The organism is Psychroserpens citreus (assembly GCF_055686305.1).
In genome coordinates this window covers 238,151-261,891 of record NZ_CM145999.1, presented here as the reverse complement: position 1 = coordinate 261,891, position 23,741 = coordinate 238,151, and the positions used below count along the sequence as shown (strand labels likewise).

Annotated in this window: 25 protein-coding genes; 8 read left to right on the top strand and 17 right to left on the bottom strand. The window is 31.9% G+C overall.

Translation table 11 applies throughout. The annotated features are described in order from the left end of the window. The first annotated feature begins 45 nt into the window (after positions 1 to 45). Positions 46 to 1,089 carry a quinone-dependent dihydroorotate dehydrogenase gene (locus ACTU6T_RS01355; protein ID WP_460219466.1) on the top strand — a complete coding sequence of 348 codons (1,044 nt, stop codon included), beginning with the start codon at positions 46 to 48 and terminating at the stop codon, positions 1,087 to 1,089. A 34-nt stretch (positions 1,090 to 1,123) separates the two neighbouring features. Here ACTU6T_RS01355 and ACTU6T_RS01350 read toward each other — a convergent pair whose 3' ends face one another. From ACTU6T_RS01350 to ACTU6T_RS01340, 3 genes are all read right to left on the bottom strand, one after another. Continuing rightward, positions 1,124 to 2,842, bottom strand: coding sequence for a T9SS type A sorting domain-containing protein (locus tag ACTU6T_RS01350; RefSeq protein WP_460219465.1), 1,719 nt, complete (start codon positions 2,840 to 2,842; stop codon positions 1,124 to 1,126). A gap of 127 nt (positions 2,843 to 2,969) precedes the next feature. Then, positions 2,970 to 4,706, bottom strand: coding sequence for a T9SS type A sorting domain-containing protein (locus ACTU6T_RS01345; RefSeq protein ID WP_460219464.1), 1,737 nt, complete (start codon positions 4,704 to 4,706; stop codon positions 2,970 to 2,972). A 104-nt stretch (positions 4,707 to 4,810) separates the two neighbouring features. Beyond that, positions 4,811 to 5,758: a spondin domain-containing protein gene (locus ACTU6T_RS01340; RefSeq protein WP_460219463.1), complete on the bottom strand. Its 948-nt coding sequence runs from the start codon at positions 5,756 to 5,758 to the stop codon at positions 4,811 to 4,813. Between the two features lie 93 nt (positions 5,759 to 5,851). Here ACTU6T_RS01340 and ACTU6T_RS01335 point away from each other — a divergent pair, with 93 nt between their 5' ends. From ACTU6T_RS01335 to guaB, 6 genes are all read left to right on the top strand, one after another. Next, positions 5,852 to 7,381 (top strand): LysE family transporter, encoded by a 1,530-nt coding sequence (locus ACTU6T_RS01335; protein WP_460219462.1) that lies wholly within the window; start codon positions 5,852 to 5,854, stop codon positions 7,379 to 7,381. A gap of 172 nt (positions 7,382 to 7,553) precedes the next feature. Beyond that, entirely contained in the window at positions 7,554 to 8,738 is a 1,185-nt protein-coding gene (locus ACTU6T_RS01330; RefSeq protein WP_460219461.1) for a hypothetical protein, read from the top strand. A 107-nt stretch (positions 8,739 to 8,845) separates the two neighbouring features. Continuing rightward, entirely contained in the window at positions 8,846 to 9,373 is a 528-nt protein-coding gene (locus ACTU6T_RS01325) for an FMN-binding protein (protein WP_460219460.1), read from the top strand. Next, positions 9,373 to 9,876 carry a hypothetical protein gene (locus ACTU6T_RS01320; protein ID WP_460219459.1) on the top strand — a complete coding sequence of 168 codons (504 nt, stop codon included), beginning with the start codon at positions 9,373 to 9,375 and terminating at the stop codon, positions 9,874 to 9,876. Before ACTU6T_RS01325 ends, ACTU6T_RS01320 begins: the two co-directional genes overlap by 1 nt. A gap of 29 nt (positions 9,877 to 9,905) precedes the next feature. Further along, a complete protein-coding gene (locus tag ACTU6T_RS01315; RefSeq protein WP_460219458.1) occupies positions 9,906 to 10,409 on the top strand; it encodes a ferritin in 504 nt (167 codons plus the stop codon). 341 nt (positions 10,410 to 10,750) lie between these two features. Continuing rightward, a complete protein-coding gene (guaB, locus tag ACTU6T_RS01310) occupies positions 10,751 to 12,223 on the top strand; it encodes an IMP dehydrogenase (RefSeq protein WP_460219457.1) in 1,473 nt (490 codons plus the stop codon). A 43-nt stretch (positions 12,224 to 12,266) separates the two neighbouring features. On the opposite strand, the gene ACTU6T_RS01305 is transcribed toward guaB, so the two are convergent. The 3 genes from ACTU6T_RS01305 to ACTU6T_RS01295 form a co-directional block, all read right to left on the bottom strand. After that, a complete protein-coding gene (locus ACTU6T_RS01305) occupies positions 12,267 to 12,797 on the bottom strand; it encodes a hypothetical protein (protein WP_460219456.1) in 531 nt (176 codons plus the stop codon). Between the two features lie 104 nt (positions 12,798 to 12,901). Continuing rightward, positions 12,902 to 13,327, bottom strand: coding sequence for a hypothetical protein (locus ACTU6T_RS01300; RefSeq protein ID WP_460219455.1), 426 nt, complete (start codon positions 13,325 to 13,327; stop codon positions 12,902 to 12,904). Positions 13,328 to 13,510: 183 nt separating this feature from the next. Then, positions 13,511 to 13,852 carry an avidin-fold protein gene (locus tag ACTU6T_RS01295; protein WP_460219454.1) on the bottom strand — a complete coding sequence of 114 codons (342 nt, stop codon included), beginning with the start codon at positions 13,850 to 13,852 and terminating at the stop codon, positions 13,511 to 13,513. 303 nt (positions 13,853 to 14,155) lie between these two features. Here ACTU6T_RS01295 and ACTU6T_RS01290 point away from each other — a divergent pair, with 303 nt between their 5' ends. Continuing rightward, complete coding sequence (locus ACTU6T_RS01290; protein WP_460219453.1) at positions 14,156 to 14,836, top strand: DUF481 domain-containing protein; 681 nt, start codon at positions 14,156 to 14,158, stop codon at positions 14,834 to 14,836. Between the two features lie 23 nt (positions 14,837 to 14,859). Here ACTU6T_RS01290 and ACTU6T_RS01285 read toward each other — a convergent pair whose 3' ends face one another. The 11 genes from ACTU6T_RS01285 to ACTU6T_RS01235 all read right to left on the bottom strand — a co-directional run bounded on the left by ACTU6T_RS01285 (position 14,860) and on the right by ACTU6T_RS01235 (position 23,712). Further along, positions 14,860 to 15,147 carry a YdhR family protein gene (locus ACTU6T_RS01285; protein WP_460219452.1) on the bottom strand — a complete coding sequence of 96 codons (288 nt, stop codon included), beginning with the start codon at positions 15,145 to 15,147 and terminating at the stop codon, positions 14,860 to 14,862. Positions 15,148 to 15,190: 43 nt separating this feature from the next. Then, positions 15,191 to 15,628, bottom strand: a complete 438-nt coding sequence (locus tag ACTU6T_RS01280) for a hypothetical protein (RefSeq protein WP_460219451.1) — start codon at positions 15,626 to 15,628, stop codon at positions 15,191 to 15,193. 68 nt (positions 15,629 to 15,696) lie between these two features. Next, entirely contained in the window at positions 15,697 to 17,103 is a 1,407-nt protein-coding gene (locus ACTU6T_RS01275) for a T9SS type A sorting domain-containing protein (RefSeq protein WP_460219450.1), read from the bottom strand. 146 nt (positions 17,104 to 17,249) lie between these two features. Further along, on the bottom strand, positions 17,250 to 18,002 hold the full coding sequence (locus ACTU6T_RS01270; RefSeq protein WP_460219449.1) for a class I SAM-dependent methyltransferase: 753 nt from the start codon (positions 18,000 to 18,002) through the stop codon (positions 17,250 to 17,252). Positions 18,003 to 18,161: 159 nt separating this feature from the next. Continuing rightward, entirely contained in the window at positions 18,162 to 18,845 is a 684-nt protein-coding gene (locus tag ACTU6T_RS01265; protein WP_460219448.1) for a DUF4253 domain-containing protein, read from the bottom strand. A 37-nt stretch (positions 18,846 to 18,882) separates the two neighbouring features. After that, complete coding sequence (locus ACTU6T_RS01260; protein WP_460219447.1) at positions 18,883 to 19,779, bottom strand: hypothetical protein; 897 nt, start codon at positions 19,777 to 19,779, stop codon at positions 18,883 to 18,885. A 131-nt stretch (positions 19,780 to 19,910) separates the two neighbouring features. Then, positions 19,911 to 20,288: a DUF2200 domain-containing protein gene (locus ACTU6T_RS01255; protein WP_460219446.1), complete on the bottom strand. Its 378-nt coding sequence runs from the start codon at positions 20,286 to 20,288 to the stop codon at positions 19,911 to 19,913. A gap of 199 nt (positions 20,289 to 20,487) precedes the next feature. After that, positions 20,488 to 21,639 carry a hypothetical protein gene (locus tag ACTU6T_RS01250; RefSeq protein WP_460219445.1) on the bottom strand — a complete coding sequence of 384 codons (1,152 nt, stop codon included), beginning with the start codon at positions 21,637 to 21,639 and terminating at the stop codon, positions 20,488 to 20,490. Between the two features lie 120 nt (positions 21,640 to 21,759). Next, positions 21,760 to 22,236: a tetratricopeptide repeat protein gene (locus ACTU6T_RS01245; RefSeq protein WP_460219444.1), complete on the bottom strand. Its 477-nt coding sequence runs from the start codon at positions 22,234 to 22,236 to the stop codon at positions 21,760 to 21,762. After that, positions 22,209 to 22,481, bottom strand: coding sequence for a hypothetical protein (locus ACTU6T_RS01240; RefSeq protein ID WP_460219443.1), 273 nt, complete (start codon positions 22,479 to 22,481; stop codon positions 22,209 to 22,211). The genes ACTU6T_RS01245 and ACTU6T_RS01240 overlap by 28 nt, the downstream gene beginning before the upstream one ends. A 94-nt stretch (positions 22,482 to 22,575) precedes the next feature. After that, positions 22,576 to 23,712 (bottom strand): TlpA family protein disulfide reductase, encoded by a 1,137-nt coding sequence (locus tag ACTU6T_RS01235; RefSeq protein ID WP_460219442.1) that lies wholly within the window; start codon positions 23,710 to 23,712, stop codon positions 22,576 to 22,578. Positions 23,713 to 23,741: the final 29 nt, after the last annotated feature.

The window sequence follows — 23,741 nt, the reverse complement described above, 5'->3', positions numbered from 1 at the left end:
ATTTTAATTAAATCTGTAGTATTTTTGCACTTGAAAAGATTTTCCATGTACAAGCTTTTACTAAGACCAATATTATTCGCTTTCGATCCTGAAAAAATACATTATTTTACCTTTTCCTTAATTAGAAATGTGTCCAAAATACCTGGGGCTTCATCTTTATTTAGACGTTTATATTTGGTTCAGGATTCGTCACTTGAACGCGAATTGTTTGGTCTTAAATTTAAAAATCCAGTTGGTTTAGCAGCTGGGTTTGATAAAAATGCAGTGTTGTATAATGAATTGGCAAATTTTGGTTTTGGTTTTATTGAAATAGGAACTGTTACGCCAAAAGGGCAAGTTGGAAATCCTAAAAAGCGCTTATTCAGATTAAAAGATGATCAAGGAATTATTAACCGTATGGGATTCAATAATGAAGGACTTGAAGCAGCTATTCAGCAATTAAAAAAAAATAAAGGGCAACTGATTATCGGTGGAAATATTGGTAAAAATACAACTACAAAGCCTGAAGATTATACTAAAGATTATTTAGAATGTTTTAAAGGCCTTCATCCTTATGTAGATTATTTTGTACTCAATGTGAGTTGTCCAAATGTTGGGAGTCATGCAAAACTTAATGATAAAGATTATCTTTTAGAGCTCATTTCCGAAGTGAAAATGGCTAATCTCAAATTTGACAAACAAAAGCCTATTCTACTCAAGATTGCACCAGATTTGAATGATAATCAGTTAGATGAGATTATTGAGTTAGTTAATGAAACTAAACTTGATGGTGTGATTACGAGTAATACTTCTATTGATAGAACAGGTTTAAAAGCTTCTGAAGCACGTCTTTCTGAAATTGGAAATGGCGGATTAAGTGGTCAGCCTATAAAAACGAAATCTACTCGTATTATAAAATACCTTTCTAAGAATAGTAATAAAGCATTCCCAATTATTGGAGTGGGTGGTATACATTCTGCTGAAGATGCTCTAGAAAAAATTGAAGCAGGCGCAGATTTGGTACAAATTTATACAGGCTTTATATACGAAGGACCAAGATTAGTGAGAGATATTAATAATGCACTAATAAAAAAAGGCAAATTGAAATAAATCAATTCACTTTTTTTATGATGTCGAGTCCCATTTAGTTTTTAATAAAAGGGATGGTTTTAGATTGCGTTCCTTTTATTAACTTAATATAGTAAACTCCAGTATCAAATGGTTTTGTTTGTACACTTAAATCTTTTATAAGAGTTATGTTTTTACTTGACACTACTTGACCTAACATATTATAAACACTATATCTGTCAGGTAAATCGTTGATATTTGTAAGCCGTATGTTTAAAATATCACTAGTTGGATTTGGATATAATGAAACCCCATTTATATTAAAGTAATTGTCAATACTTAATACGTCATTTCCAATAATTGTTGATTCGATAGATTGAAACAGCCCGTTAGAAGCGTAAATAGATTGACCATCCAAAGTTGTTAATTCATACGCAATTACTCCTTCAATTCCACAACATATGCCGTCATTATTACTGTCGTAGACATTAAAAGTATAGCATTGACCACTCGAAAGATCAAAGTCATAGTTAAAAGTTTGAAAATTGTCTATTCCAGAAATATAAGCTGGACTTGCATATAATACGGTTCCAGTATCATCTTTTAGTTCCCATGAGGTTTCTTGAGGAGTACTATCTAAAGTAATAGAAAGGTTTATTTGTGATGTTGATACATCTACTCGAGGAAAATTCACTAAGTCTTCATAGACTTTTGTAATCGTTTGAGTTCCATTCGAAATGGTTAAGGTTACATCAAAAGCTCCAGTAGTTACATAAGTATGCGAAGGGTTTTGAATAGTATAGTCTATAACATTGTCACCATCAACATCCCATTCCCAGGATAAAGCACCAACGCTGTTATCAATAAAGTTAACATCTAACGTATTATTACAAGAAGCTGTATAATTTGCATCGATATCAATATTAAAGTAAGAGCAGGTCATGTCAATTCTTGTTGCCTGATAAGTAGCATAAATACGCGCGTACTGTTGTGGTGAAAATTCTGAACGACAAGATGGTCGAGTATACGACATAATATTACGTGTATTAGGCATATATAGGTCACCATTACTATCAAATTCAAATGCTACATACTCACAATTTTCATTAACTTTGGAGTCATCAAGAAAAGGGTCTGCTGGTGTGTCACAGAAGAAATCGCCTGCCAATTGACAATTTGAACCATTCACTAATTCATTCGTGCTTCCATCTCCGTGAGTGTGAGGCAATCCAAAAAAATGTCCCATTTCGTGACTTAAAACTGTACCGTTTGTAGTACACCAATTGGTCATCATAACAACTTCAGGACCTCCAGGAAAATAACTATAGGCACAATAATCTATGGTGTTAACAGTAATAGTATTAACAAAGTAAATATTGATTACATTATCTACGTTATTTGCGATTAAAAATTCTTCTTGACTATAGTCTAAATCATAAAATGTGTCGCTATCAATGTAATTGATATCTTCACATAAAAAGAATTCTAAATACGCATTTGCATAGTAATTGTTTAAGCCTTCAAATGAAGTTTCAAATTCGGAAAGTGTTATGCCGCCATTCCCATCTCCTGGTCTTACAATGTGCACTTTAACAGGAACATGACTAATAGCTTCCGAAGAGCGTCTTGTCTGAGTTAATTCAAAATAATCTTGTTCATATTGTTGAATTTGTGGTAATAGTTGATCGAATCTGTTTTGAGATTCATCAGTCATTGTTGTCCCACATCTTTGTACGGATTGTGTATATAAAATTACAGGAGAAATTAAAGCAATATATAATAGTATTTTTCTCATAGGTCAACAGGTTTATTATGAAATACACCTCTAGTTTTACCTAAAAATAACTAAAAAATATGGTTTTCAATTTCTGAATTTCGACAAAATATATCCAATTTGAAAAACAAGCCATAATTAGTTGCCTTTATTGTTTAACAAATGGAATTGTAATTGAACTTGTTCCCTTAGATAGTTTTATATAATACATACCATTACTAAAAGGCTTCACTTGAATGTTTAAGTCGTCTAATTGATGGATTGACTTTTTTGTAACCTCTTGACCTAACATATTATATATGGTATAGCTTTCTGGTAAGTTATTACTATTCGATAATTCAATATGTAAGATGTCTTCAGTTGGATTAGGAAATACAGACACATTATTATTACTAAAAAAGTCATCAGTACTTAAAGTTGTATTAGACATGTATGTAGTTTCGCCACTAGCAATTTCTGCTCCAGTCCTAATTTCTGTACCTTCTAATGTTGTAAGTGTATAAGATCCATTACCTGAAGCGCAACATAATCCATCTCCGAAAGAGTCACTGATTTCAAAAATATAACATTCGTTTGCTGATACAATAAAGTCATAAGTAAAGGTTTGATTACTATCGGTACCATTGGTATATCCAGTACTCGAATATAAAGATGTTCCATTAGAATCAATTAAGTTCCATGAAATATCACCTGGAAAATCATCCATTACTAATGTTAATTCAATTTCAGTAGTCGTTATTCCCAATGGAGCAATAACTTCAACATAATTTTGATACACTTTTGTTATAGTTGAAGCACCATCAGAGATGGTTAATGCAACATCATATGAGCCTTCACCATTATAGGTGTGTGTTGGATTTTGAGTCGTATAATCTATAACATCATCGCCATCTACATCCCATTCCCATGATGTGGCACCAACGCTGTTATCTGTAAAGTCAACATCTAAAGTAGCGTCACAAGATATGGAAGCATTAGAACTAATATCTATGTTAAAACTAGGGCAAGCCATTACTGATCGTGATGCTTGATATGTTGCATAAATTCTTGCATATTGATCTTGTGATAACTCTGTACGACAAGATTGTCTAGAATAGGACATAATATTTCTAGTATTTGGCATAAAAAGTTGTCCATTAGCATCAGCCTCAGCTGCAGTATAAATACAAGAAGAATTCACTTTTGAAAAGCTAAGTTGAGGATCTGCAGGTGTATCACATAAAAAATCACCGGTAGTTGCACAATTAGAACCATCTACAAGTTCTTCGGTTAATGTACCATTCGTATTTCCATGAGTGTGTGATAACTGAAAAAAGTGTCCCATTTCATGAGTTAATGTGCTTCCATTGGTCGTACAGCCATTGGCCATTAATATAGTTTCTGGCCCTCCAGGAAAGTAAGCATAACCACATAAGCCGCCTCCCGATGTTGTTGAAATAGAATTAACAAAGTAGATATTTATTACGTTCGCCACATTGTTAGGACCTGTAAGTGCTGCTTCTTGATCTGTCACGTAATCGTAAAAAGTGTCATCATCAATATAATTAATACCATCACATAAAAAGAATTCTAATAATGCATTAGAAAAGTAACCATTCATAATGGCTATTGCATCATTCAATTGCACTTCAGTCAAACCTCCAAAACCTGCACTTGGTCTTACAATATGGGCTTTAATAGGGACACTACTAATAGCCGTTGATGAACGACGACCTTGTGCAGATAGCCTAAAATACTCACGTTCATATTCTTGTAATTGTGGAAGCATTTGTTCAAAATAGGATTGAGCTTCTGGAGTCCAATTGGTACCACATTCAGGAGTGTTTTGAGCATTAACTAGTGTACATGTGATAAAGCTAACAACAAGTAGTAGTATTTTTTTCATGATATCTGTTGGTTAAATTAAAAAAAGCTTTTTGATATGAATGCCATAAACATATCAAAAAGCTGACTAAATACCTAAATATATTGATAAAAAGCTCTTGTGCGTCAGTTAAGTATTACTTTTTTTGTAATTCTTAATCCATTTTGTAGAAATACTCTTACAAGATAAATTCCACCCTTCAAATGATTATAGTCAAATTCTGATTGGTGATTTTGATTTTTGTTTTTGAAACTCGCGACTTTTTTACCCAATACATCATAAACCAATGCTTCTTTTAAAGGATTAGTTGAAGAGGTTGTGATATTAAGTTTTCCTCTATTAGGGTTAGAAAATATACTTAATTCTGACGGTTCTGGATTTTCAATATTTAAGGTTTGATTAAATGTTATGGTTAAAGTACCAATAGGTTTATCATTAAAAGGAGCCACATTTACTAAAGAACTAATAGGTTCTGGATTAGTTGTAGGTTGGTTTGCTGAGGTATAACTTGTTCCGCTATCTGTTCCAGCATCATAAGGAAATAAAGGAATTGATAAGCTTTGTACCCAAGCGCCTCCATCTCGTAAATTGATACTATTCACCGCAATCATCCAATCTGGACTTGGTGCAATCATAGATAGTAAACTCAAAAGTGGATAATCTTCGCTCACAGTAATTTCCATCAAAGTGGCAGAAGTCCGTGGTGCAAATTCTTCAAATCCAGCTTGAAGGAACTGATCAGCATTATTATCATTAATAAGAGCTTGTACTTCATTCATAATGGCTGTATTGTTTCCTAGTTCTGCTACGTTTTTTACACCTGTGGTAGCTAAACCACCCATTTCTAGTAGTGTTACAGAATTGTTATGAGTAGCTCCAACTAGATCAGACCAATGTGCATTTCCGGGTAATTCTACAGTACTATTCCCGTTTACTGGGTCATTTGTAACCGAATTCCAATCACTTGAAAATGATATGGTATAAGATGCCATAGATTGTGCACTACTCGTCTGAAAAGCAACTAGTATTGTAATTAGGGTTAAAGATTGTAATACGAAAGTAATTTTTTTCATAGCTGATATGTATTAGTTTATAAAGTATTACGTCGGTAAAACACACCCTTTCTTACAGTAAAATTTGATTATTTTTGAAAAAAATATAGTGTATTGAATTACGACCTACTTCTGTCTTTTGTTTTAGCCACTTCGGCACTGGCAATATCTCCAGGTCCAGATAATATTTATGTATTAATGCAAAGTATTGTTAATGGTAAAAAATTTGGATTAGCTACTGTGGCTGGTTTAATTTCTGGTTGTTTGGTACATACAACGTTGGTTGCTTTTGGTGTATCGGCAATTATTAAAGAAAATGATACTCTTTTTTTTGTAATTAAACTGTTAGGTGCCCTCTACTTATTATATCTGGCTATTAAAGTTTACCAATCTGAATCCAATTTAAGTTTAAGTTCAGATGATATACCAAAAAAAAGTGTATTGCAATTATTTAAGCAAGGCTTTATTATGAATGTACTTAACCCTAAAGTATCTATTTTCTTTTTAGCATTTTTTCCAGGGTTCTTATTTAGTAATACTGTGAGTACGATTACTCAATTTTTTGTACTCGGATTATTATTTATGGCTGTTTCTGGAATTATTTTTTCTACCATTGCAATTCTAGCAGGTTCAATTTCCGAATATATAAAGCAAAATGAGCGAATTGGGATTTACCTTAAGTGGTTGCAAATTATAGTATTTATAGGTATAGCTATTTTTATTTTTATTTCTGAAAATAACTCCTTCAAAAAATCATCTGAATTACTATCTTTGAAAGACATGAAACGACCTCTCAAAATTATAGAATGTCCTCGTGATGCGATGCAAGGTATAAAGACCTTTATTCCTACGGAACAAAAAGTGCAATACATTCAATCTTTGCTTCGTGTTGGTTTTGATACTATAGATTTTGGAAGTTTTGTATCTCCTAAAGCTATTCCACAAATGGTTGATACTGCTGAGGTTCTATCAAAACTAGATTTAAGCCAAACCACCAGTAAACTTCTTGCCATTATAGCTAATACTAGAGGTGCTAACGATGCTTGCAAACATGCAGAAATTGACTATTTAGGCTATCCGTTTTCTATTTCGGAAAACTTTCAGATGCGAAATACTCATAAAACGATTGCACAATCTGTTGTAACTCTATCGGAAATATTAGAACTCTCAAATAAGCATAATAAAGATGTTGTGGTTTACATTTCTATGGGATTTGGAAATCCTTATGGAGATCCTTGGAACGTGGATATCGTAGGGGAGTGGACTGAACGTTTGAGTAAAATGGGCGTAAAAATTCTTTCGTTAAGTGATACCATTGGCAGTTCAAATCCCGAGAGCATAGATTATTTGTTTTCTAATTTAATACCTCAATATCCTGACATAGAATTTGGAGCTCACCTACACACAACACCCACAACATGGTTTGAAAAAATAGACGCTGCTTTTCGTGCAGGATGTATGCGATTTGATGGAGCCATTCAAGGGTTTGGTGGCTGTCCCATGGCTAAAGATGAGCTAACAGGAAACATGCCAACAGAAAAAGTACTGTCCTATTTTACCTCTAAAAAGCATAATAACTTAAATGCAATGAGTTTTGAAAGTGCTTATAATGAAGCGACCAAAATTTTTACATCATATCATTAATTAGAGTTTTTTAAATTTTAACATCTTATAAATAACACATTTTCAATGTGTTATTTTTTTTTGCTCAAAAACTATTTAAAATTAATCTAAATAAACTTTGCGCAAGTAAAAATCTCTTCTAAATTTGCACACTGAAACAACAACTATTTATATTCAGTCTAAATAAAAACAAATGAAAAGATTATTTACTTTTATTGCAATTTTCACAAGTGTAATCATCTATGGACAGGTTACACCTACATCTCAAGATAGTATCACTTTTAACCCACAACAACAATTAAATGCTGCACAACGTATTTTATCTGGAAATTACGGAAAGGCAGTTACAGTTGGTGCTTATGGTGAAATCACATACAATCAGCCTGAAGGTAAAAATGGAGAGATGGATGTACAACGACTAGTTTTATTATTTGGATACCGTTTTAATGATAAAGCACAATTTGTCACAGAACTGGAAATGGAGCATGTAGAAGAAGTTTTTGTAGAGCAAGCATTTGTAAACTATGCAGTTGGAGACAATGTTAGCTTGCGAGGTGGTTTAATGTTAGTGCCAATGGGTATTGTAAACGAATTTCACGAACCAACAACTTTTAATGGTGTTGAACGTCCAGCAGTAGATAATGCAATTGTTCCAACAACATGGAGAGAAATTGGTATAGGTGTTACAGGGCGTCTTCCTGAACAATCATTGTCATACCAAGCATATATTTTTAATGGATTTAAATCTACAATCAATAGTGATGGTGAAGTAACAGGGTTTTTAAAAGGTAGTAATGGTTTAAGAGGTGGCCGTCAAAAAGCTATTAAATCTACAGTAGATAGCCCAACATTGTCAACGAAAATTGAATATTATGGCTTACCTGGATTACGTCTGGGCTTGTCGGGTTATTTTGGAAAGACACAAGCTGCCGATGATGTAGAAGATCTAGATGGCGCTAATATTGGAATTAGTATGGTAGGTCTTGACGCACGTTTTGCTTTAAATAGATTTACAGCTCGAGGACAGTTTATTTATGCATCTTTGAGTGATACAGAAGATTATAATGAATTAGTGGATAGTGATTTAGGAAGTGCATTAATGGGGTATTATGCAGAAGTTGCTTATAATCTATTACCTCAAGACAAAGCACAGCGATTATTTGCTTTTGTACGTTATGAAAATTATGATACTCATGCTGATACAGCAGGTGATTTGGCAAGAAACGATGCCTATAATAGAACAGATGTAACTACAGGCTTAAGCTATCATATAGCTCCAGGCGTAGTTTTAAAAGGAGATTATCAGTTTAGAAGTAATGCATTGGAAAATAGTGATGTTGATAATCGATTAAACTTTGGAATAGGAGTTTGGTTCTAAAAATATATAATTAAGTGTTTTATAGCTAAAGTTGAAATTTAATATTTCACTTTGGCTATTTAACATTTTAATTACTTTAACAGAGATATAATTAATATTTTTGCTACATGAATTTTAAAAAGCTTTTAGTACTCTTCATAATAAGTACTTTTTTATCTTTTGGTATCTCTAAAAAGATTGAAAAAAAAGTACTTAAAGAAATTAAATCGACCTATGAGGTCGAAAATTTTGAATTTAATTCTTTTGAAATTCCTGAAGAACACACAAAAGATTTGGCATCAGCATTTGGCGTCGACAATTTTTTTAAAATTACGGCAGCAGATAACCCAATTGGTTTTGCTTATATTTCTAAGGCACCAAGTAAGACAGCTCAATTTGATTATTTAATTTTATTAGATAATGATTTAGCAGTTAAAAAGGCTAAAGTTTTAATTTACAGAGAAGAATATGGTGGTGAAATTGGAAGTAAGCGATGGCTAAAACAATTTATTGGAAAAACACCATCCGATGACATTCAGTTTCCTAATGATATTGTAGCAATAGCAGGAGCTACAATTTCTGTTCGTTCGATGACTTCTGCAGTGAATGATTTACTCCAATCACTTGAGGTTTTAAAATCTAAAAACATTCTATAATGAGACTTAACGGGATGCTTTATACATTTCCAAAGGAAGTAAAAATGTTAATAGTAGCATTCGTTATGGTATTGAGTGTGGGGTTTTACACGGGTTTATTATTTGTTGGAGAAACATCTTCTGTTAATCCAAGTGGTATAGAAGAACAATATTTAGGAAATGAAGCTGATGAGGATGCGACTGTGATGAAGTTTAAAAAAAACAAGCAGCAAATGCTAACACTTGTTCATGGGCATATCTTATCGATGTCAATTATTTTCTTTTTGATTGGAGTTATACTAACAACGACTCGACTTCCTAAGACATTGAAAACATTTTTAATTGTTGAGCCATTTATTTCCGTATTACTCACCTTTGGCGGACTATACTTTCTCTGGAAAGACGTCATATGGATGAAATATATTGTAATGGTTTCTGGAACTTTAATGACCCTAACCTATACAGTATCTGTTTCAATAATTCTGTACCAAGTATTGGTATCAAAAAAAACGCTTCAAACATAAATTACTATCTTCGTAAAAAATAAAAATCTATGAATAGTGCAATAGAAACTTTATTAAATAATCAAATTAAATACGAAGCGCAAGCCTCTATGCAATATTTAGCAATGGCTTCTTGGGCTGATGCTGAAGGTTATAATGGTGTGGCCGATTTCTTTTACAGTCAATCTGAAGAAGAACGTTTACATATGACCAAACTTATTAAGTTTGTAAACGAAAGAGGGGGAAAAGTTATCATTCCTGAGTTGGATCAACCAAAACCTGCATTTGATGGATTGAATGAACTTTTTGAGAAGTTTTTGGATAGTGAAATATTTGTAACTGAGCAGATAAATCATGTGATTTATGAATGTTTACAGCATAAAGATTATAACGTGCATAATTTTATGCAATGGTATGTAACAGAGCAACTTGAAGAAGAAGCTATGGCAAGAACTTTGCTCGATAAATTAAATATTATAGGTACAGATAAATCTGGACATTACTTATTTGATCGTGACATTAATACTATTGCGGCTGCTCATGAAAACGAATAACATATTGTTAATAATTATATGAATTAAGATACCTTTTTAGGAATCTTTTTTTTGTACATTTGTCTTTATTTAGAATAAATTAAAATAATGCAAGACGAATTAACAATAGACAGTTCTCCTATTATCATCACTTCATGTGTATTGTATTGTGATGTCAACAAGAAATCGAAATGTTGTAAAAAATACAAGAAAAAAGGGAAGACGAATTGTAAACGTTGTCCTAGATTGTAATAAAATTTTTATTTTACTCTAAGTAGTATTCGGTTAAGATTTCAACTACACTTCATATTATTCTACATTAAAATCGTATATTTGTGCGCAATTATAACTGTAATTGCATCATGACAGCACACGAAAACAAAATTGTTGGAGAAGGTCTAACCTACGACGACGTACTATTAGTTCCAGCATTTTCTGAAGTTCTTCCACGAGAAGTTAACATCCAAACAAAGTTCACTCGTAATATCACCATAAATATCCCTGTTGTTTCTGCAGCTATGGATACGGTTACCGAAAGTAAAATGGCTATTGCAATGGCTCAAGAAGGTGGAATAGGTGTACTTCATAAAAACATGACCATTAATCAACAGGCTGAGAAAGTGCGTAAGGTAAAGCGGGCAGAAAGTGGTATGATATTAGATCCTGTGACTTTGCCTATGACAGCAAAGGTTAGCGATGCAAAGCTTAGTATGGCAGAGCATAAAATTGGAGGTATTCCTATTGTAGATGATACTGGTACATTAAAGGGAATTGTTACCAATCGTGATCTTCGATTTGAACATAATAATGATCGGCCAATTGTTGAGGTAATGACCTCTGAAAATTTGGTAACATCCTCCCAAGGTACTTCATTAAAAGATGCTGAAAAGATTTTGCAGCAAAACAAAATTGAGAAACTTCTAATTGTTGATGATAACTATAAACTTGCTGGACTCATAACCTTTAGAGATATAACTAAAGTAACTCAAAAGCCTATTGCCAATAAGGATACTTATGGCCGATTACGAGTTGCGGCCGCTATAGGCGTAACTGGCGATGCTGTTGAAAGGACTACAGCTCTGGTAAAGGCTGGTGTAGATGCGGTTATCATTGATACTGCTCATGGTCACACTAAAGGTGTGGTTATGGTATTAAAAGCGATTAAAGAAAAATTTCCTGATCTTGAAGTTATCGTTGGAAATATAGCTACTGGAGAAGCCGCTAAATACTTAGTTGAAGCAGGAGCAGATGCTGTGAAAGTTGGTATTGGCCCTGGATCTATTTGCACAACTCGAGTAGTTGCTGGTGTTGGATTTCCACAGTTTTCAGCAGTATTGGAAGTCGCTGCCGCAATTAAGGGTTCTGGAGTTCCTGTAATTGCTGATGGAGGAATTCGTTACACTGGAGATATTCCTAAAGCCATTGCTGCAGGTGCAGACAGTGTAATGTTAGGATCCTTATTGGCCGGAACCAAAGAAAGTCCAGGAGAAACAATTATTTATGAAGGACGTAAATTTAAATCGTACAGAGGTATGGGATCGGTAGAGGCGATGAAACAGGGTAGTAAGGATCGTTATTTTCAAGATGTTGAAGACGATATTAAAAAGTTAGTGCCTGAAGGTATTGTAGGACGTGTGCCTTATAAAGGAGAATTGGTTGAAAGTATACATCAGTTTGTTGGAGGTTTAAGAGCTGGAATGGGTTATTGTGGCGCTAAAGATGTGCAAACACTAAAGGACACTGGACGTTTTGTGAAAATTACATCGTCTGGTATTAATGAGAGTCATCCACATGATGTTACTATTACTAAGGAAGCACCAAACTATTCAAGATAATTAATAAAACATATAAATACATACAGAAAAAGGCACAACATCATTAAGTTGTGCTTTTTTTATCTAACCATGTTGCTATTCTCTTGCAATTTGTTAATAGAATATAGCCTAAAATAAGATTGGCAGTAGAATAAAACCAATTAAAATAATCTTCAGTAGATCCAAATTCAAAAACAATATCTAAATACCCTCCTTTACGTGACACCTGGTCTCTAAAAGCTAGAAATGTGTATTGTAAAAACTCAATTAAATGAGTTATAAATAAATAACCTCCAAGAAGCACTATACCTAGTATAAGGATTTGTTTGGTTTTTAAGTTGCTAAAAGCAAATTTTTCATCATCAAAACCTCTATCAATTTTAATAAAATTAAGAATATTGTCAGTATATTTTATAATGAGGATATAAAATAGAAATGCCAATACTGTCATTACTAGTAATCCGATAACTGGAAGGAGTTCAAAACCATATATAGTGTATATATAATTTGATGGAATCCAATAAAATATAGTTATAATGAGCTGATATAAGGCAAACAGTTTAATGATTATTCTGAAAAAATCTCGTTTTGTCATGGTGGTTTGCTTTTTGAGTTTTGAGGAGTTAACTTAAAGGGGCTAAACAAAAAAAGCTTAGAAAATGATTTATCTCCCAAGCTATTTTTAAGACATTAATTTAATCAATCTTCAGGTTCTTCATCCAAGTAAAACACTTCTATTGAAAAATCGGTTCCGTTAAGAGATTGTTGTATGGTCATTGAACTTTCTTGTAGGTCAGAAATTTTCAAAAAGACTTCTGATATAGCTTGACCAGCTCCTGTTAAATCGGTAACTTTTATAATTCCAGCATCTTGATCTTCCCAATCCCAATTTCCTGTTGATGTAGCATCTAGTCCACCAAAATCAACATATTGTTCATAGTTACCGTTTGAGTTGAAATACAAATCGGCAGCAAAATTGTTAGAGTCATACCACCATTTGTCTGTAAAACTGGTGTTGCCTGGTCCATCATTGTCACTGCTGTCATCGTCGCTACTACAGCTTGTTAACATGACGAAACCGAAAATAAAAATCCCTATTAGTTTTAAGTAAGTTTTAGTGTTCATCTATACTAATTATTTGGTTAAAGTTATGCTTTCGAATATATGAAAAAGGGATATCATTATACGATTTATATGACTGTTTTTTTTATTCTACTGAAATAGTAAAGCTTATGAGAAGTTTGCTCTTGCAAATAATAAGATATTACTGTGCCTACTGCACCAATACCCAGAATACCTATGGATGTATTAGTTTTCAATATATTCTGAAGTTCCACTTTGGTTATCACTATCAAGCCATTCCCAGTTTAAACTTAATTTTACTTTTCCGTTTTCTAATTCAGAAATTTTCGCAATGGCTTTGCCAGCTTTTAATTCATAATCTGTAGTAAGACATTGATAGCGCATATCTAAATAAGTGCCTTTGTGCAAGGCGATAATTTTGCCATAGATTACTGAGCCACCATGATAATTGGCCGTAACCAAATTTCCGTTTTGTTGGTACTCAAAAACCGTATCTGAACTGACTTTACCATTTTCTGAATTATCTATTAATGAAAAGGTTTTATGGTTAAAGTTGATGTTTACCATTGTAATATTTCTGATGGATGTATTGATTTGCTTTTCATAATTAAGTAGCACTAAGTTACAAAAGAAACTATTTCAAAGTCTAAATAGGTGTAGTTCAATTGTTTTTATGATAGATTTATTAAATGTAACATTTGAGATGTAATGTTTTTAATTAAATGTGTAAAATAACTGATAAATAATTATATTTCGACCTTCAAAAAAACGTCTTAATTTCAGTGAAACGTTATGAAGCAAACTCTGTACTTTATCTTATTTTTCCCATTATTTCTTTCAGCACAGATCAACGAGAGTGACTCACTAAAATTGAAAGCTAACCTATCAATCACAGGATTTTGGCAAAGCGGAAATGTCGAAACTTTGATTTTTAGAGCGAAATCTGATGTAAGTTATAAACCATGGAGAAAATGGGTATTTAAAACTAAAAATTCCTATGTCTATCAAGAATTTGGGAAAGAAAAAGCTGATGAAGACATTTTAAGCTTGAACTTTTTATATTTTAATCCAGAACGACAGTTTTATCCATTTGTATTAGGATTTGTTAGTACAAATTTCCGTAGAGAAATAGACATACGTAGTTTATTTGGTGCTGGTGTTACCTATCAGTTATTGAATAAAAAAGATCATTGGCTGAAGTTTTCTCTATCTTGTGAATATGAGCAGACAAATTTTGACGAAACTAATTTTAACCGTTCTGTATATGATGGAAATAGGTCAATAAATACTTTTCGAGGTACGCTTTGGGTTAATGGAAAATATAAATTGTTTAAAAATAAACTTATTTTAAGCCATGAGAGTTATGTACAGCCCTCTCTTGAGAAAAGTGATAATTATCGCTGGCAAGCCGATTTAGGTATAGAACTTCCAGTTTGGAAGTTTTTAAATTTTAAAGTTAACTATCTTCATACCTACGAAAGTATTGTTATTGAAAATCAAGAACAACAGGATCAATTTTTAACTTTTGGTTTGACCTTAAAGACCTATTAATTTAAAAAGAACAGTATAGTTTATTATTCTCTAAGCTGAAAAAGAATATCCATCATTTCGATACTTGGAGCTTCAATAATCTCATACGCTTCAGGAATACTTTTTGCTAAATTTGATTCTCGATAGGCATTTAGCGCTTCTTGTGATTCCCATATATAAATACCACCATATTGACCAGATTGCCCAATTTTTACATAATATTTTTGTAATAAACCCTGTATTTTTTTAAACTGAGGTTCACGTTCTTTTGCTCTACTTAGTAAATCTTCTTCTGGTAGATTAGACTTTAATTTGATTATTTGTAATATCATAAAATTGATGTTTTGAGAATCTAATATAAATTTAATGAATGGTTTATTTAGATATTTTTGTGTCTATAAATTCATAATCTTCATTGAAAACTTCAAATGACATTTTTTTAGCTTTAAACTTAATTTGTGTTTTACTTATTATTTCATAATAATAAATATCTGTTTTACCAGAATCATTATGAAACTCATGAAAAAGCCCATCTTCAATCCACCATATTCCTAATTCGGTTCCTTCTATAATTTCATTATCTAAAGTTGCTTTTACATCAAGTGAAAATGTGCCATCCACGTTTCTAATCATTGTCCACTCTGAAGTCATGCCTTCAATAATATTGCCCGACTCATTCCCTTTCCATTGTCCTACTAATCGTTTATCAATGGATTTGCCATTATCATTTTTGATGAAATGTCTATTTGGACCACATGATGATAGAGTGATACTTAATACGCATATTAGGATGTAGGTGAGTTTGTTATTCATGTTATAGAAATCAATTTAGATGTGATGTTATTTTGAATTTTATTATATGAGTTTTGATTTTACTTGGTTTATTGAATCACTAATTTTTTTATAATTTTAGTTTTAATAGTGTTAATTTCAATATAATACATACCAGATGATAGTTTAGAGGTGTCTATTATATTATTCTTAGTTGATAAAACTACTGCACCTAAACTATTATAAATTATTGCATTTTTAAGTTCGATATTTATTGGTAAGCCTATGTTTAATTGGGATTTTACGGGATTTGGAAATACACTTATTTTTGGATGTTTATAAGCATCAATAGACAGTAAATCACTCAAGTTAAAAATTCTTGCATGTCCAGAATCAGTCCCATTTCCGTCATTATAAGCTGCACCAATCACAATAGTATTTGCATTTGCGGATAAACTTATGCTAGACCCAGAGTGGTCTAAATTACCTTCACCAAATATGTCATTTCCAATTTGCGCCCAAGATTGCCCTTGATTTTTAAATAAACGAATACGGCCAGTATCTGCAGTTCCATTATCGTTAGAACTTCCAATTTCGCCAATTGCTAATAGTTCTCCATTAGATGACAAACTTACGCTTGAACCAGTTCTGTAATAGGCAACTTCACCAGTTATATCACTTCCAATTTGTGACCAAGCACTATCATTATAGCTAAAAACTCTTACGCGTCCACGTTGAATAAGACCATCTGTAAAATCTGGTTCACCAATAGCTAATATATTCCCATTAGAAGATAGACTTACCGCTTTATTTGGAAACTGGCTTCCTTGAGCTGGGATTTCGTTACCTAGAATGGTCCAAGTATCAGAAACATTTTGATAAACTCTAACAGCGTTATCATTTAATATTGAGATGATATTGCCATCAGAGGACAGGTCAATACTACGTCCAGAATGTTCTGTAGCATTTAAACCAACAATGTCATTACCAACTTGATTCCAAGAATTAGATGCGAACTGAAATATTTGCGTAATACCTGCTTCAGGCACAATTGGGGAAGCAGGGCTTCCAATAGCTAGTATATTGCCATCAGCTGATAATTTGAGACTATATCCAAAATGACTTATGGTTGCGCTATTAGTAATAGCATTCCCTTTTGGCGACCATACACCTATACTAGCATCATAACTATATATTTTGACAGATTCACCTAAACTACTAAAAGCAATCGTGTTACCATCTGCAGATAAACTCACACTAAATGCACCAACACCTCCAAAATTTTGATTATTATTATCAGTTCCGTACAACACCCATTCATCTTCGGTGTTTTCAAATACACGAATGCGTCCATCACCAGGAATACCAGAAAATCCGACTATCGCAACAATATCTCCATCTGCAGATATACTCACACCAGTACCAAAATTATGACCAGCTAATAGGCCATCGATATCATTTCCAATTTGTATTTGCGCATTTAGGCCAAATACGAAGCTAATTATAGTTATAACCATATAATATGTGCTTATCCCTTTCATCTCTTATTGGTTATGTAATATTCTTTCTTTCATTAAGAATGTGTTGTTATGCAACTAAGTTAACAAAAGAAAATGAACCTTATGGTAAAATCGAAGACTTTACAGGATCTAATAAATGCTCCTTATTGACAAACAAAAATCTGTTTTTCAGAATCATCCGTAAAAGTATCTTCTTCAAAGCTGCCGTATTTATGTATAATATTGAACCCATTCGATTTTAGATATGTATCTAATTCTTGAGGGAAATAAAGACGCATATCCAAATTTTGAATAGAATCAAATTGGCCATTAATATAATAGTGCCATTCGATGCGATTAATTTGAGTACTGCTTTCGTAATGCATTATTTGTTTTATTAATATGTCTCTTCCATCGGTTGTAGTATAGCGTGCGATTTCTTGTTCTTTTTTTTCAGCCTCAACCATATATTTAATATTTGGGTTAAAGCAATCAAAAAGAAATAAACCTTGGTCTTTAAGATGCTTTTTTACAACATTAAGAGTTTTAAATAGATCTTTATTTAGGTAGAGGTGATGAATTGAATTAAATGGTATAAAAATTAGATCGAACCGTTCTGATAACTCTAAGTTTCTCATATCTGCTTCGATAAACTTTATATTTAATTCAGCTTCAGAAGCTTTGATTGTTGCTTGTTCTAGCATTGAAGGTGTAATATCAACACCAGTAATATCATATCCTTCTTTTGCGATTGGAATTGTAAGTCTGCCTGTACCACAGCAAAGTTCGAGTATACGTGCTTCCTTGTTTTTTGGTAGCCAATTTTTATAGAAAAGCAAATCATTTAAGTTGGTATTCAAACCATCATATATGTTCGCGTCATAAATTAAACTACCTACTGTATATTTATTGTCCATTTTTTAGTTTAAGTTTAACTGCTTTGAAGCACAAAATTGATTAATAACCCATCCAATTTCTTTTGCTGAAACCATAATTGTTTAAAGTGATTGTTATCCTGGAAGGTGAGGAATGTTCGCATCTTATTTTTTGAAGCACTTTTTTATCTTAAATTATTTTTAGTCCCACCAAAGCCAAAAATATTGATTTGTTTTATAATCTAAAATCATGTCTTCCATTGAGCTATATCCTTGGTCAATAACGTCTGGACAAAATTCATAAACTTCGGAAGTAAATGTATTTATATCATTTGGGAGTTTAGTCATATAAGCATGTATTCTTGAATCATCTATAACAACTAATTTAAAATTCACTTGCTCATCCCATTCTTTTAACTGTTTAATAATGTCTGGATTATAAATGTCGTAGTTCACTCCATTCGTTCCAATTTGTTCTATTAACTTGAAAGGGTCAGCACCATCAATTATTACAATGTCATAGTAGGTTTTATATGATTTATCAAATTGCATATTAGTGAGAAATAGGTAGTTATTTCCTTTAGTTATGTTCTTATAATATTTATTGAAAATTGAATGAGCTTTTTCTTCATTTACAAATTTGAAGATTAATCCTTTATCCAAAAAGTAGTGTTGTTCATTTCCTTCTCTGTCATAAGTCCAAACCTCACGATTTAATTTAATAGGTTCTTCTTTGATGTCGTTTATTATGTTAGAAAGAAGTTCAGAATTAATGTTTAGGCCATTTACATTACTATTTTTATAAGCAACATCTATAGTTGAGTCGGTCTTATTCAAACATGATAATGTAGTTATTAACATAATGTAATAAAATATCTTTTTCATTGGATTAGTAGTTTATTATAATCGCTTTTGTTCAATGTTAATTTTCAATTCTTCTGAAGTTTTTCAGAACTTTCAAAGCCCATAATGTTTGAATACCTGCCCATTCTAATTTAGTGCCTTCGCTTATACCATACCAAGTATCCCATCGTCCGTCTTCTTTTTGTTTACTAATTAGTGCTTTTATATCAGATTCAATAGTCTCTTTAGTAAATAAGGAATATAGAATACTTTCGGGAGAATCGGCATAATTTAAACTATGTGGTTTGCCATAGAGTCCCCAGCCGTCGTCTAATGCATCTTTACACATTACACCATCAACCAAAATCCATGTCTTCAAGTTCTCAATGATTTTTTTAGCCTTCTTTTGACTTTTGGTGTTTTTTAAAAATGTAAGCCATCTCGGAACACATAAATAACAAAAAACGTGCTTGTCTTTTAGTCTATCAAACTCACTCCAAACAAACTCTTCAGCTTTTTTCATCCAAGGAATATCAATGTTATATTTCTCTAACATTCCAAGTAATGGGGCAGTAGTACTCAAAGCACTCCACTCTTTTACGGTTTCAAAATGCGCTTCACAAGGATATTTGCTTTTTGGTTTAAGCATCCATGGAATTCCACCTTTTTCGGTTGTTATGCTTTCAAAATAAGGCATAAAATCATTTAAAATAATATCTTTAGTAAGATACTCAACCTCATCAAGTGTTTCGAGTGCCATTATACTAAAAAGAGGTTGACTCTCAGGTGACGCAGTATCAGGCTCCATGCCATGTCCAAATCCACCATCTGTATTTCTATAGGCATAAACGGCGTGATAAACCCCTTTGTTATCTCCCTTTTCAAAATAAAATTCAAACAAACGCCTTTCAATCATTCTTGCATTTGTCAATATGAAATCTCTAGCTTTTAAGAAGTTTTTTTTGGGTAAAGTCATTTCGTTTTTATTGATGTATAGCAGAGCCTTGTGAGTTCTTGTCTGACTAGGTTAAAGTTAACAAATAGTAGTGAGCTGCGATTAGACTATTTTTTATTGACAAACGATCAGATAATGATAAAATAGAAGGTTTATTTCTTTTCTTCTCGTAAAATTTTCTCCATTTTGCGGCCTCTAGCTAATTCATCAATTAACTTTTCCATTTGTCTACATTGCTTATACAATTTAAATTCATCGGCAATGTCTTCAATTCGATAACCACAAACAACACCTTTAATTAAATGCGCATTAGGATGTATTTGAGCTTTCTGAAAAAAATCTCTATACGTTGCTTTTTCATCAATGAGTGCGTCTAAAGTTTTTTGATCAAAACCTGTAAACCATTTAATAACTTGATTAAGTTCTTCTTTTGTTCTACCATTTTTCTCCAGTCTATTCAAATAGAGTGGATAAATTGATCCAAAAATCATATTTGCAACCTTTTCGTTTTTCTCTACTGTTACTTCCATTTTTACTTGATTTTGAAATTTTTAATGCTACCTAAATTGTCTGCGATTGATTTAGAATGCTTAGCAACTAAGTTAGTGAAAAAGTATGAGTCACTAGGAAATGTGTGAAGTAGCCCTTTAATAAGACCCATGAATAGTAAATTCTATATGTCAATGCTCACCATTATTATAAAATTTATACAACCGAAATGATTCACAATTAATTTACTTTAAAGTCTTTATAGAATTCCAGATTCCTCATATCATTAGTCGATATAGAAATGGAATAAGATTTTGGCCGAAAGTTTATTTCAACGTATTCTATATTTTCAAGGCCCACCTCTGTTCGTTTTACTTTTTCTTTATGATTGTCAAAAAAATCCTTGTATTTACATTTAAATCGATAGCTTTCTATCGTTGTACTATCCTTTGTTGGATAGAGTTTCATTGAGAATTCATAGTTTTTATTTTTATAATCATAGTTTAAATCATAATCAATTTTATGAATGAAAAAACTCACGAGTTTTTTAGAAGATGAAGAAACATGTTTAAAATACTTTTTAGGTAAGGTTAATTTGACTTTTTTTGTCTCAAATTCTAGATCTCCATATGGTGTTATGTTGTCATTTATGGTGCTTTCAACATCGTATACACTTAAAGGTCGAAAAAAACGTTCCAAGTTAATCCTTGTGTCTTTTTCAATTTTGGTGTTAATATAGGTGTTATATGGAGCCCAATACACATTTGTGCCAGTTGGCATTTCATTATTAATGGCCTTGCTCAATTCTGATAAGGTCATGTCTTTATTATAGACTACATTAATCTCGTTAGCGTTATTAACATCCTCAATGAATTTCTCTAAAGCAGATTGGTCTTTGTTGGGTTCGGTAAATACGTTTATGAAATTGGCAAGGGTTTGTGCCTCACTCATAGATTGCATACGTCTCAAAATTAAAAAACGATAGAAATCACCTTCAGGATTATAATCATCTAAATTGATTATAATGCCATAGGCCAACCCATTCCAATAGTGATTATTAATAAGTCTTACCGGATCTACCTTTTTTTGAGGGTCAACTTCAAATGAAATTTGAAGTCCGCTTTTGTAAAACTCAAATTCTTTGTCTTTCCTGAAAATCAACCCAAGACTTTTGAATGTTGCAGAATTTCTTGGATTACTATTAAACTGCATGTCTTGATAGTAGATATGTTTTACACATTGATCATACCAGTTTTTGAGATATATTAAATCTTTAGGAATACTAGATTGTTCTTCTAATTCAACTAAGGAGGAAAGACTTGGGTAATACCTGTTTTGGGCATTAATTGTTACGAGCGACAGCATCAAAATTATTAGTTGGAGTTGTTTCATAATTGAGAACAAAGTGTCTTGATTGGGTTAATATGATACTTATTTATGAGATATTAAATGAGTGTGTTCTTGACAGAAATAAGAATGTTTTTTATGACGTAATAAGACAGAATAACCTGTTTAATTTTTAAGCGAATCTAATTTTGATTTAATTGTGATTAATTCATCAGGAATCCAGTCAAATGAATTATCCAATTCATAAGCTTTCTGTTTTAGTTTTAATGCTTCATGATAGTTTTTTAACTGTAACATTAAGTCAGCTTTTGAATCATATGCATTGCCGTTTTCTGGTTCACATCTTATAAAATTATCAAAAGCTTCACTTGCTTTATCAAGCTCTTTATTGTTTATATATGCATAACCTAATATGTTATAGCCTGAGCCATAATTTGAGTCTATTTCAATAGCTTTTTTACCAGCCTTTATGGCTAAGCTCGGATTTTTTCTAAATAACAAAAAGCAAATGCTATGATGAAGATATTTGTCTGAGGGACAAAGATCTGCGAGTTCAAATAGCTTTGATTCATAAATGTCATCAGGATTATTTAGTCTAAACTCAGTGGCATCTACTAGCATTTGTTCTTCCTTAGAAACCAAATGCATATATTTTTTGCTAATTGATGATTTTGTCTTTTTATAGAATCATCGCGAGAATACATTGATATGAAATTGTAAACTCTAACAAATTTATCATCTAATGCTATTGCTTTTTCATATAGATCTGTAGGGTTTCCATTTATTCCATTTTGAACTTGAAATCTCGCATTTTCAAAATACTCTCTAGCTTTTTCTGATGATGTAGTAATTGGAATCGTTTTTTGTTCTGCCACGTGTTCGTCCATTTTATGGTTTTTACAAGATAGTAGTAATAAAAAAAATACTAATCTAATTATTCTCATATTGAAATATTTGGTTAAGTTAATTAGTTAAATGTTGTTATGGTTCTATATTTAAACTTTTATTGATAGCATTTTGCAAATCAATTTTATTTAAACCAATAGAAGTATATTTTATTTCTCCATTTTTATCAATTAAAAAAAACGTTGGTGCGGCTTGAACACCATATGCTTTAGAAACTTTATGTCCGGAAAATAGTGTTGGATATTCTATGCCTATTTTTTTTATATAGGTTTCAATTGACTCGTGATTTTGTTTTGTGAATTCAATTCCATAAACTTTAAGTCCTTTATCTGAGTATTTATTTTGGATGTCATTTATTTCTGGAATAGCACTTACACAGCCTCCACAGTTAGGAAACCAAAATTCTAGTAATACTACATTTGCATTTAATTCGACGAGACTAATTGAATCGTTTGAAATTTGAGGTAGTTTCCATTGTGGCGCTTTTTCTCCAACTTTAGTTTTGATACTAGAGAAGTATCTTTCTGTTAGTTCTTCTGGTGTCAACATTAAGTAAGTATTATTAAATCTTTTAATGTCCCAAATTGAGTCTGATCTGGTGGCAGACTTATTTATTTTAGAGAATCTCGAAGATATAAAGTTATCCGTACCATTATAAATTTTCTTAAAAGCTGAGGGCAAATAATCATCTTTAGAAATTATTAAACTATAACTTTCGTTATTAGAATGCTGTTCATTTTTGATTTGAAAATTATAATTTACTACATTGTCTATAATTGTATCGTTTAATCTTGTGACCTGAAATGAAGGGTCACGAATCAATTGATTTAAAAGGTTTCTTATTTCATAAAAAGAATTCTCAATGGGAAGTGCCGAACTTACAAACTCTAAGCTAGGTTCATTGGAATACACAATACGCTCTTTGTTATGCTGAATCCCAAATACGCTTTTTCCATTAAAAATGTTCTCATTATCTCCAAATTGAAAATGATATTTTGAACCGATTAAAGAATCTTTACTAGTAAAGTCAAAATAGGATTTAATGTTAAATATAGTATCTATTTGAGGGTTTTTAACGTGACTTGAAATATCATATTCAATCATTTTTACTGCATTTAGTATTTTTGCAGATTCGTCTAAAATGTCCTTATCTGTTTTACTACAGTTAATTAATAAAAATGACATTAGTAGTAACACAGTTATTTTTTTCATCATAATATGCTTTAGTATTATGTTAATAT

Coding starts and splice junctions, on each gene's coding strand:
- ACTU6T_RS01345 (WP_460219464.1), bottom strand. CDS start 4,706: ATGAAAAAAATACTACTACTTGTTGTTAGCTTTATCACATGTACACTA.
- ACTU6T_RS01305 (WP_460219456.1), bottom strand. CDS start 12,797: ATGACAAAACGAGATTTTTTCAGAATAATCATTAAACTGTTTGCCTTA.
- ACTU6T_RS01255 (WP_460219446.1), bottom strand. CDS start 20,288: ATGGAAGTAACAGTAGAGAAAAACGAAAAGGTTGCAAATATGATTTTT.
- ACTU6T_RS01315 (WP_460219458.1), top strand. CDS start 9,906: ATGAATAGTGCAATAGAAACTTTATTAAATAATCAAATTAAATACGAA.
- ACTU6T_RS01265 (WP_460219448.1), bottom strand. CDS start 18,845: ATGAAAAAGATATTTTATTACATTATGTTAATAACTACATTATCATGT.
- ACTU6T_RS01235 (WP_460219442.1), bottom strand. CDS start 23,712: ATGAAAAAAATAACTGTGTTACTACTAATGTCATTTTTATTAATTAAC.
- ACTU6T_RS01280 (WP_460219451.1), bottom strand. CDS start 15,628: ATGAATAACAAACTCACCTACATCCTAATATGCGTATTAAGTATCACT.
- ACTU6T_RS01285 (WP_460219452.1), bottom strand. CDS start 15,147: ATGATATTACAAATAATCAAATTAAAGTCTAATCTACCAGAAGAAGAT.
- ACTU6T_RS01240 (WP_460219443.1), bottom strand. CDS start 22,481: ATGGACGAACACGTGGCAGAACAAAAAACGATTCCAATTACTACATCA.
- ACTU6T_RS01250 (WP_460219445.1), bottom strand. CDS start 21,639: ATGAAACAACTCCAACTAATAATTTTGATGCTGTCGCTCGTAACAATT.
- ACTU6T_RS01350 (WP_460219465.1), bottom strand. CDS start 2,842: ATGAGAAAAATACTATTATATATTGCTTTAATTTCTCCTGTAATTTTA.
- ACTU6T_RS01295 (WP_460219454.1), bottom strand. CDS start 13,852: ATGGTAAACATCAACTTTAACCATAAAACCTTTTCATTAATAGATAAT.
- ACTU6T_RS01355 (WP_460219466.1), top strand. CDS start 46: ATGTACAAGCTTTTACTAAGACCAATATTATTCGCTTTCGATCCTGAA.
- ACTU6T_RS01320 (WP_460219459.1), top strand. CDS start 9,373: ATGAGACTTAACGGGATGCTTTATACATTTCCAAAGGAAGTAAAAATG.
- ACTU6T_RS01325 (WP_460219460.1), top strand. CDS start 8,846: ATGAATTTTAAAAAGCTTTTAGTACTCTTCATAATAAGTACTTTTTTA.
- ACTU6T_RS01330 (WP_460219461.1), top strand. CDS start 7,554: ATGAAAAGATTATTTACTTTTATTGCAATTTTCACAAGTGTAATCATC.
- ACTU6T_RS01260 (WP_460219447.1), bottom strand. CDS start 19,779: ATGACTTTACCCAAAAAAAACTTCTTAAAAGCTAGAGATTTCATATTG.
- ACTU6T_RS01340 (WP_460219463.1), bottom strand. CDS start 5,758: ATGAAAAAAATTACTTTCGTATTACAATCTTTAACCCTAATTACAATA.
- guaB (WP_460219457.1), top strand. CDS start 10,751: ATGACAGCACACGAAAACAAAATTGTTGGAGAAGGTCTAACCTACGAC.
- ACTU6T_RS01300 (WP_460219455.1), bottom strand. CDS start 13,327: ATGAACACTAAAACTTACTTAAAACTAATAGGGATTTTTATTTTCGGT.
- ACTU6T_RS01275 (WP_460219450.1), bottom strand. CDS start 17,103: ATGGTTATAACTATAATTAGCTTCGTATTTGGCCTAAATGCGCAAATA.
- ACTU6T_RS01270 (WP_460219449.1), bottom strand. CDS start 18,002: ATGGACAATAAATATACAGTAGGTAGTTTAATTTATGACGCGAACATA.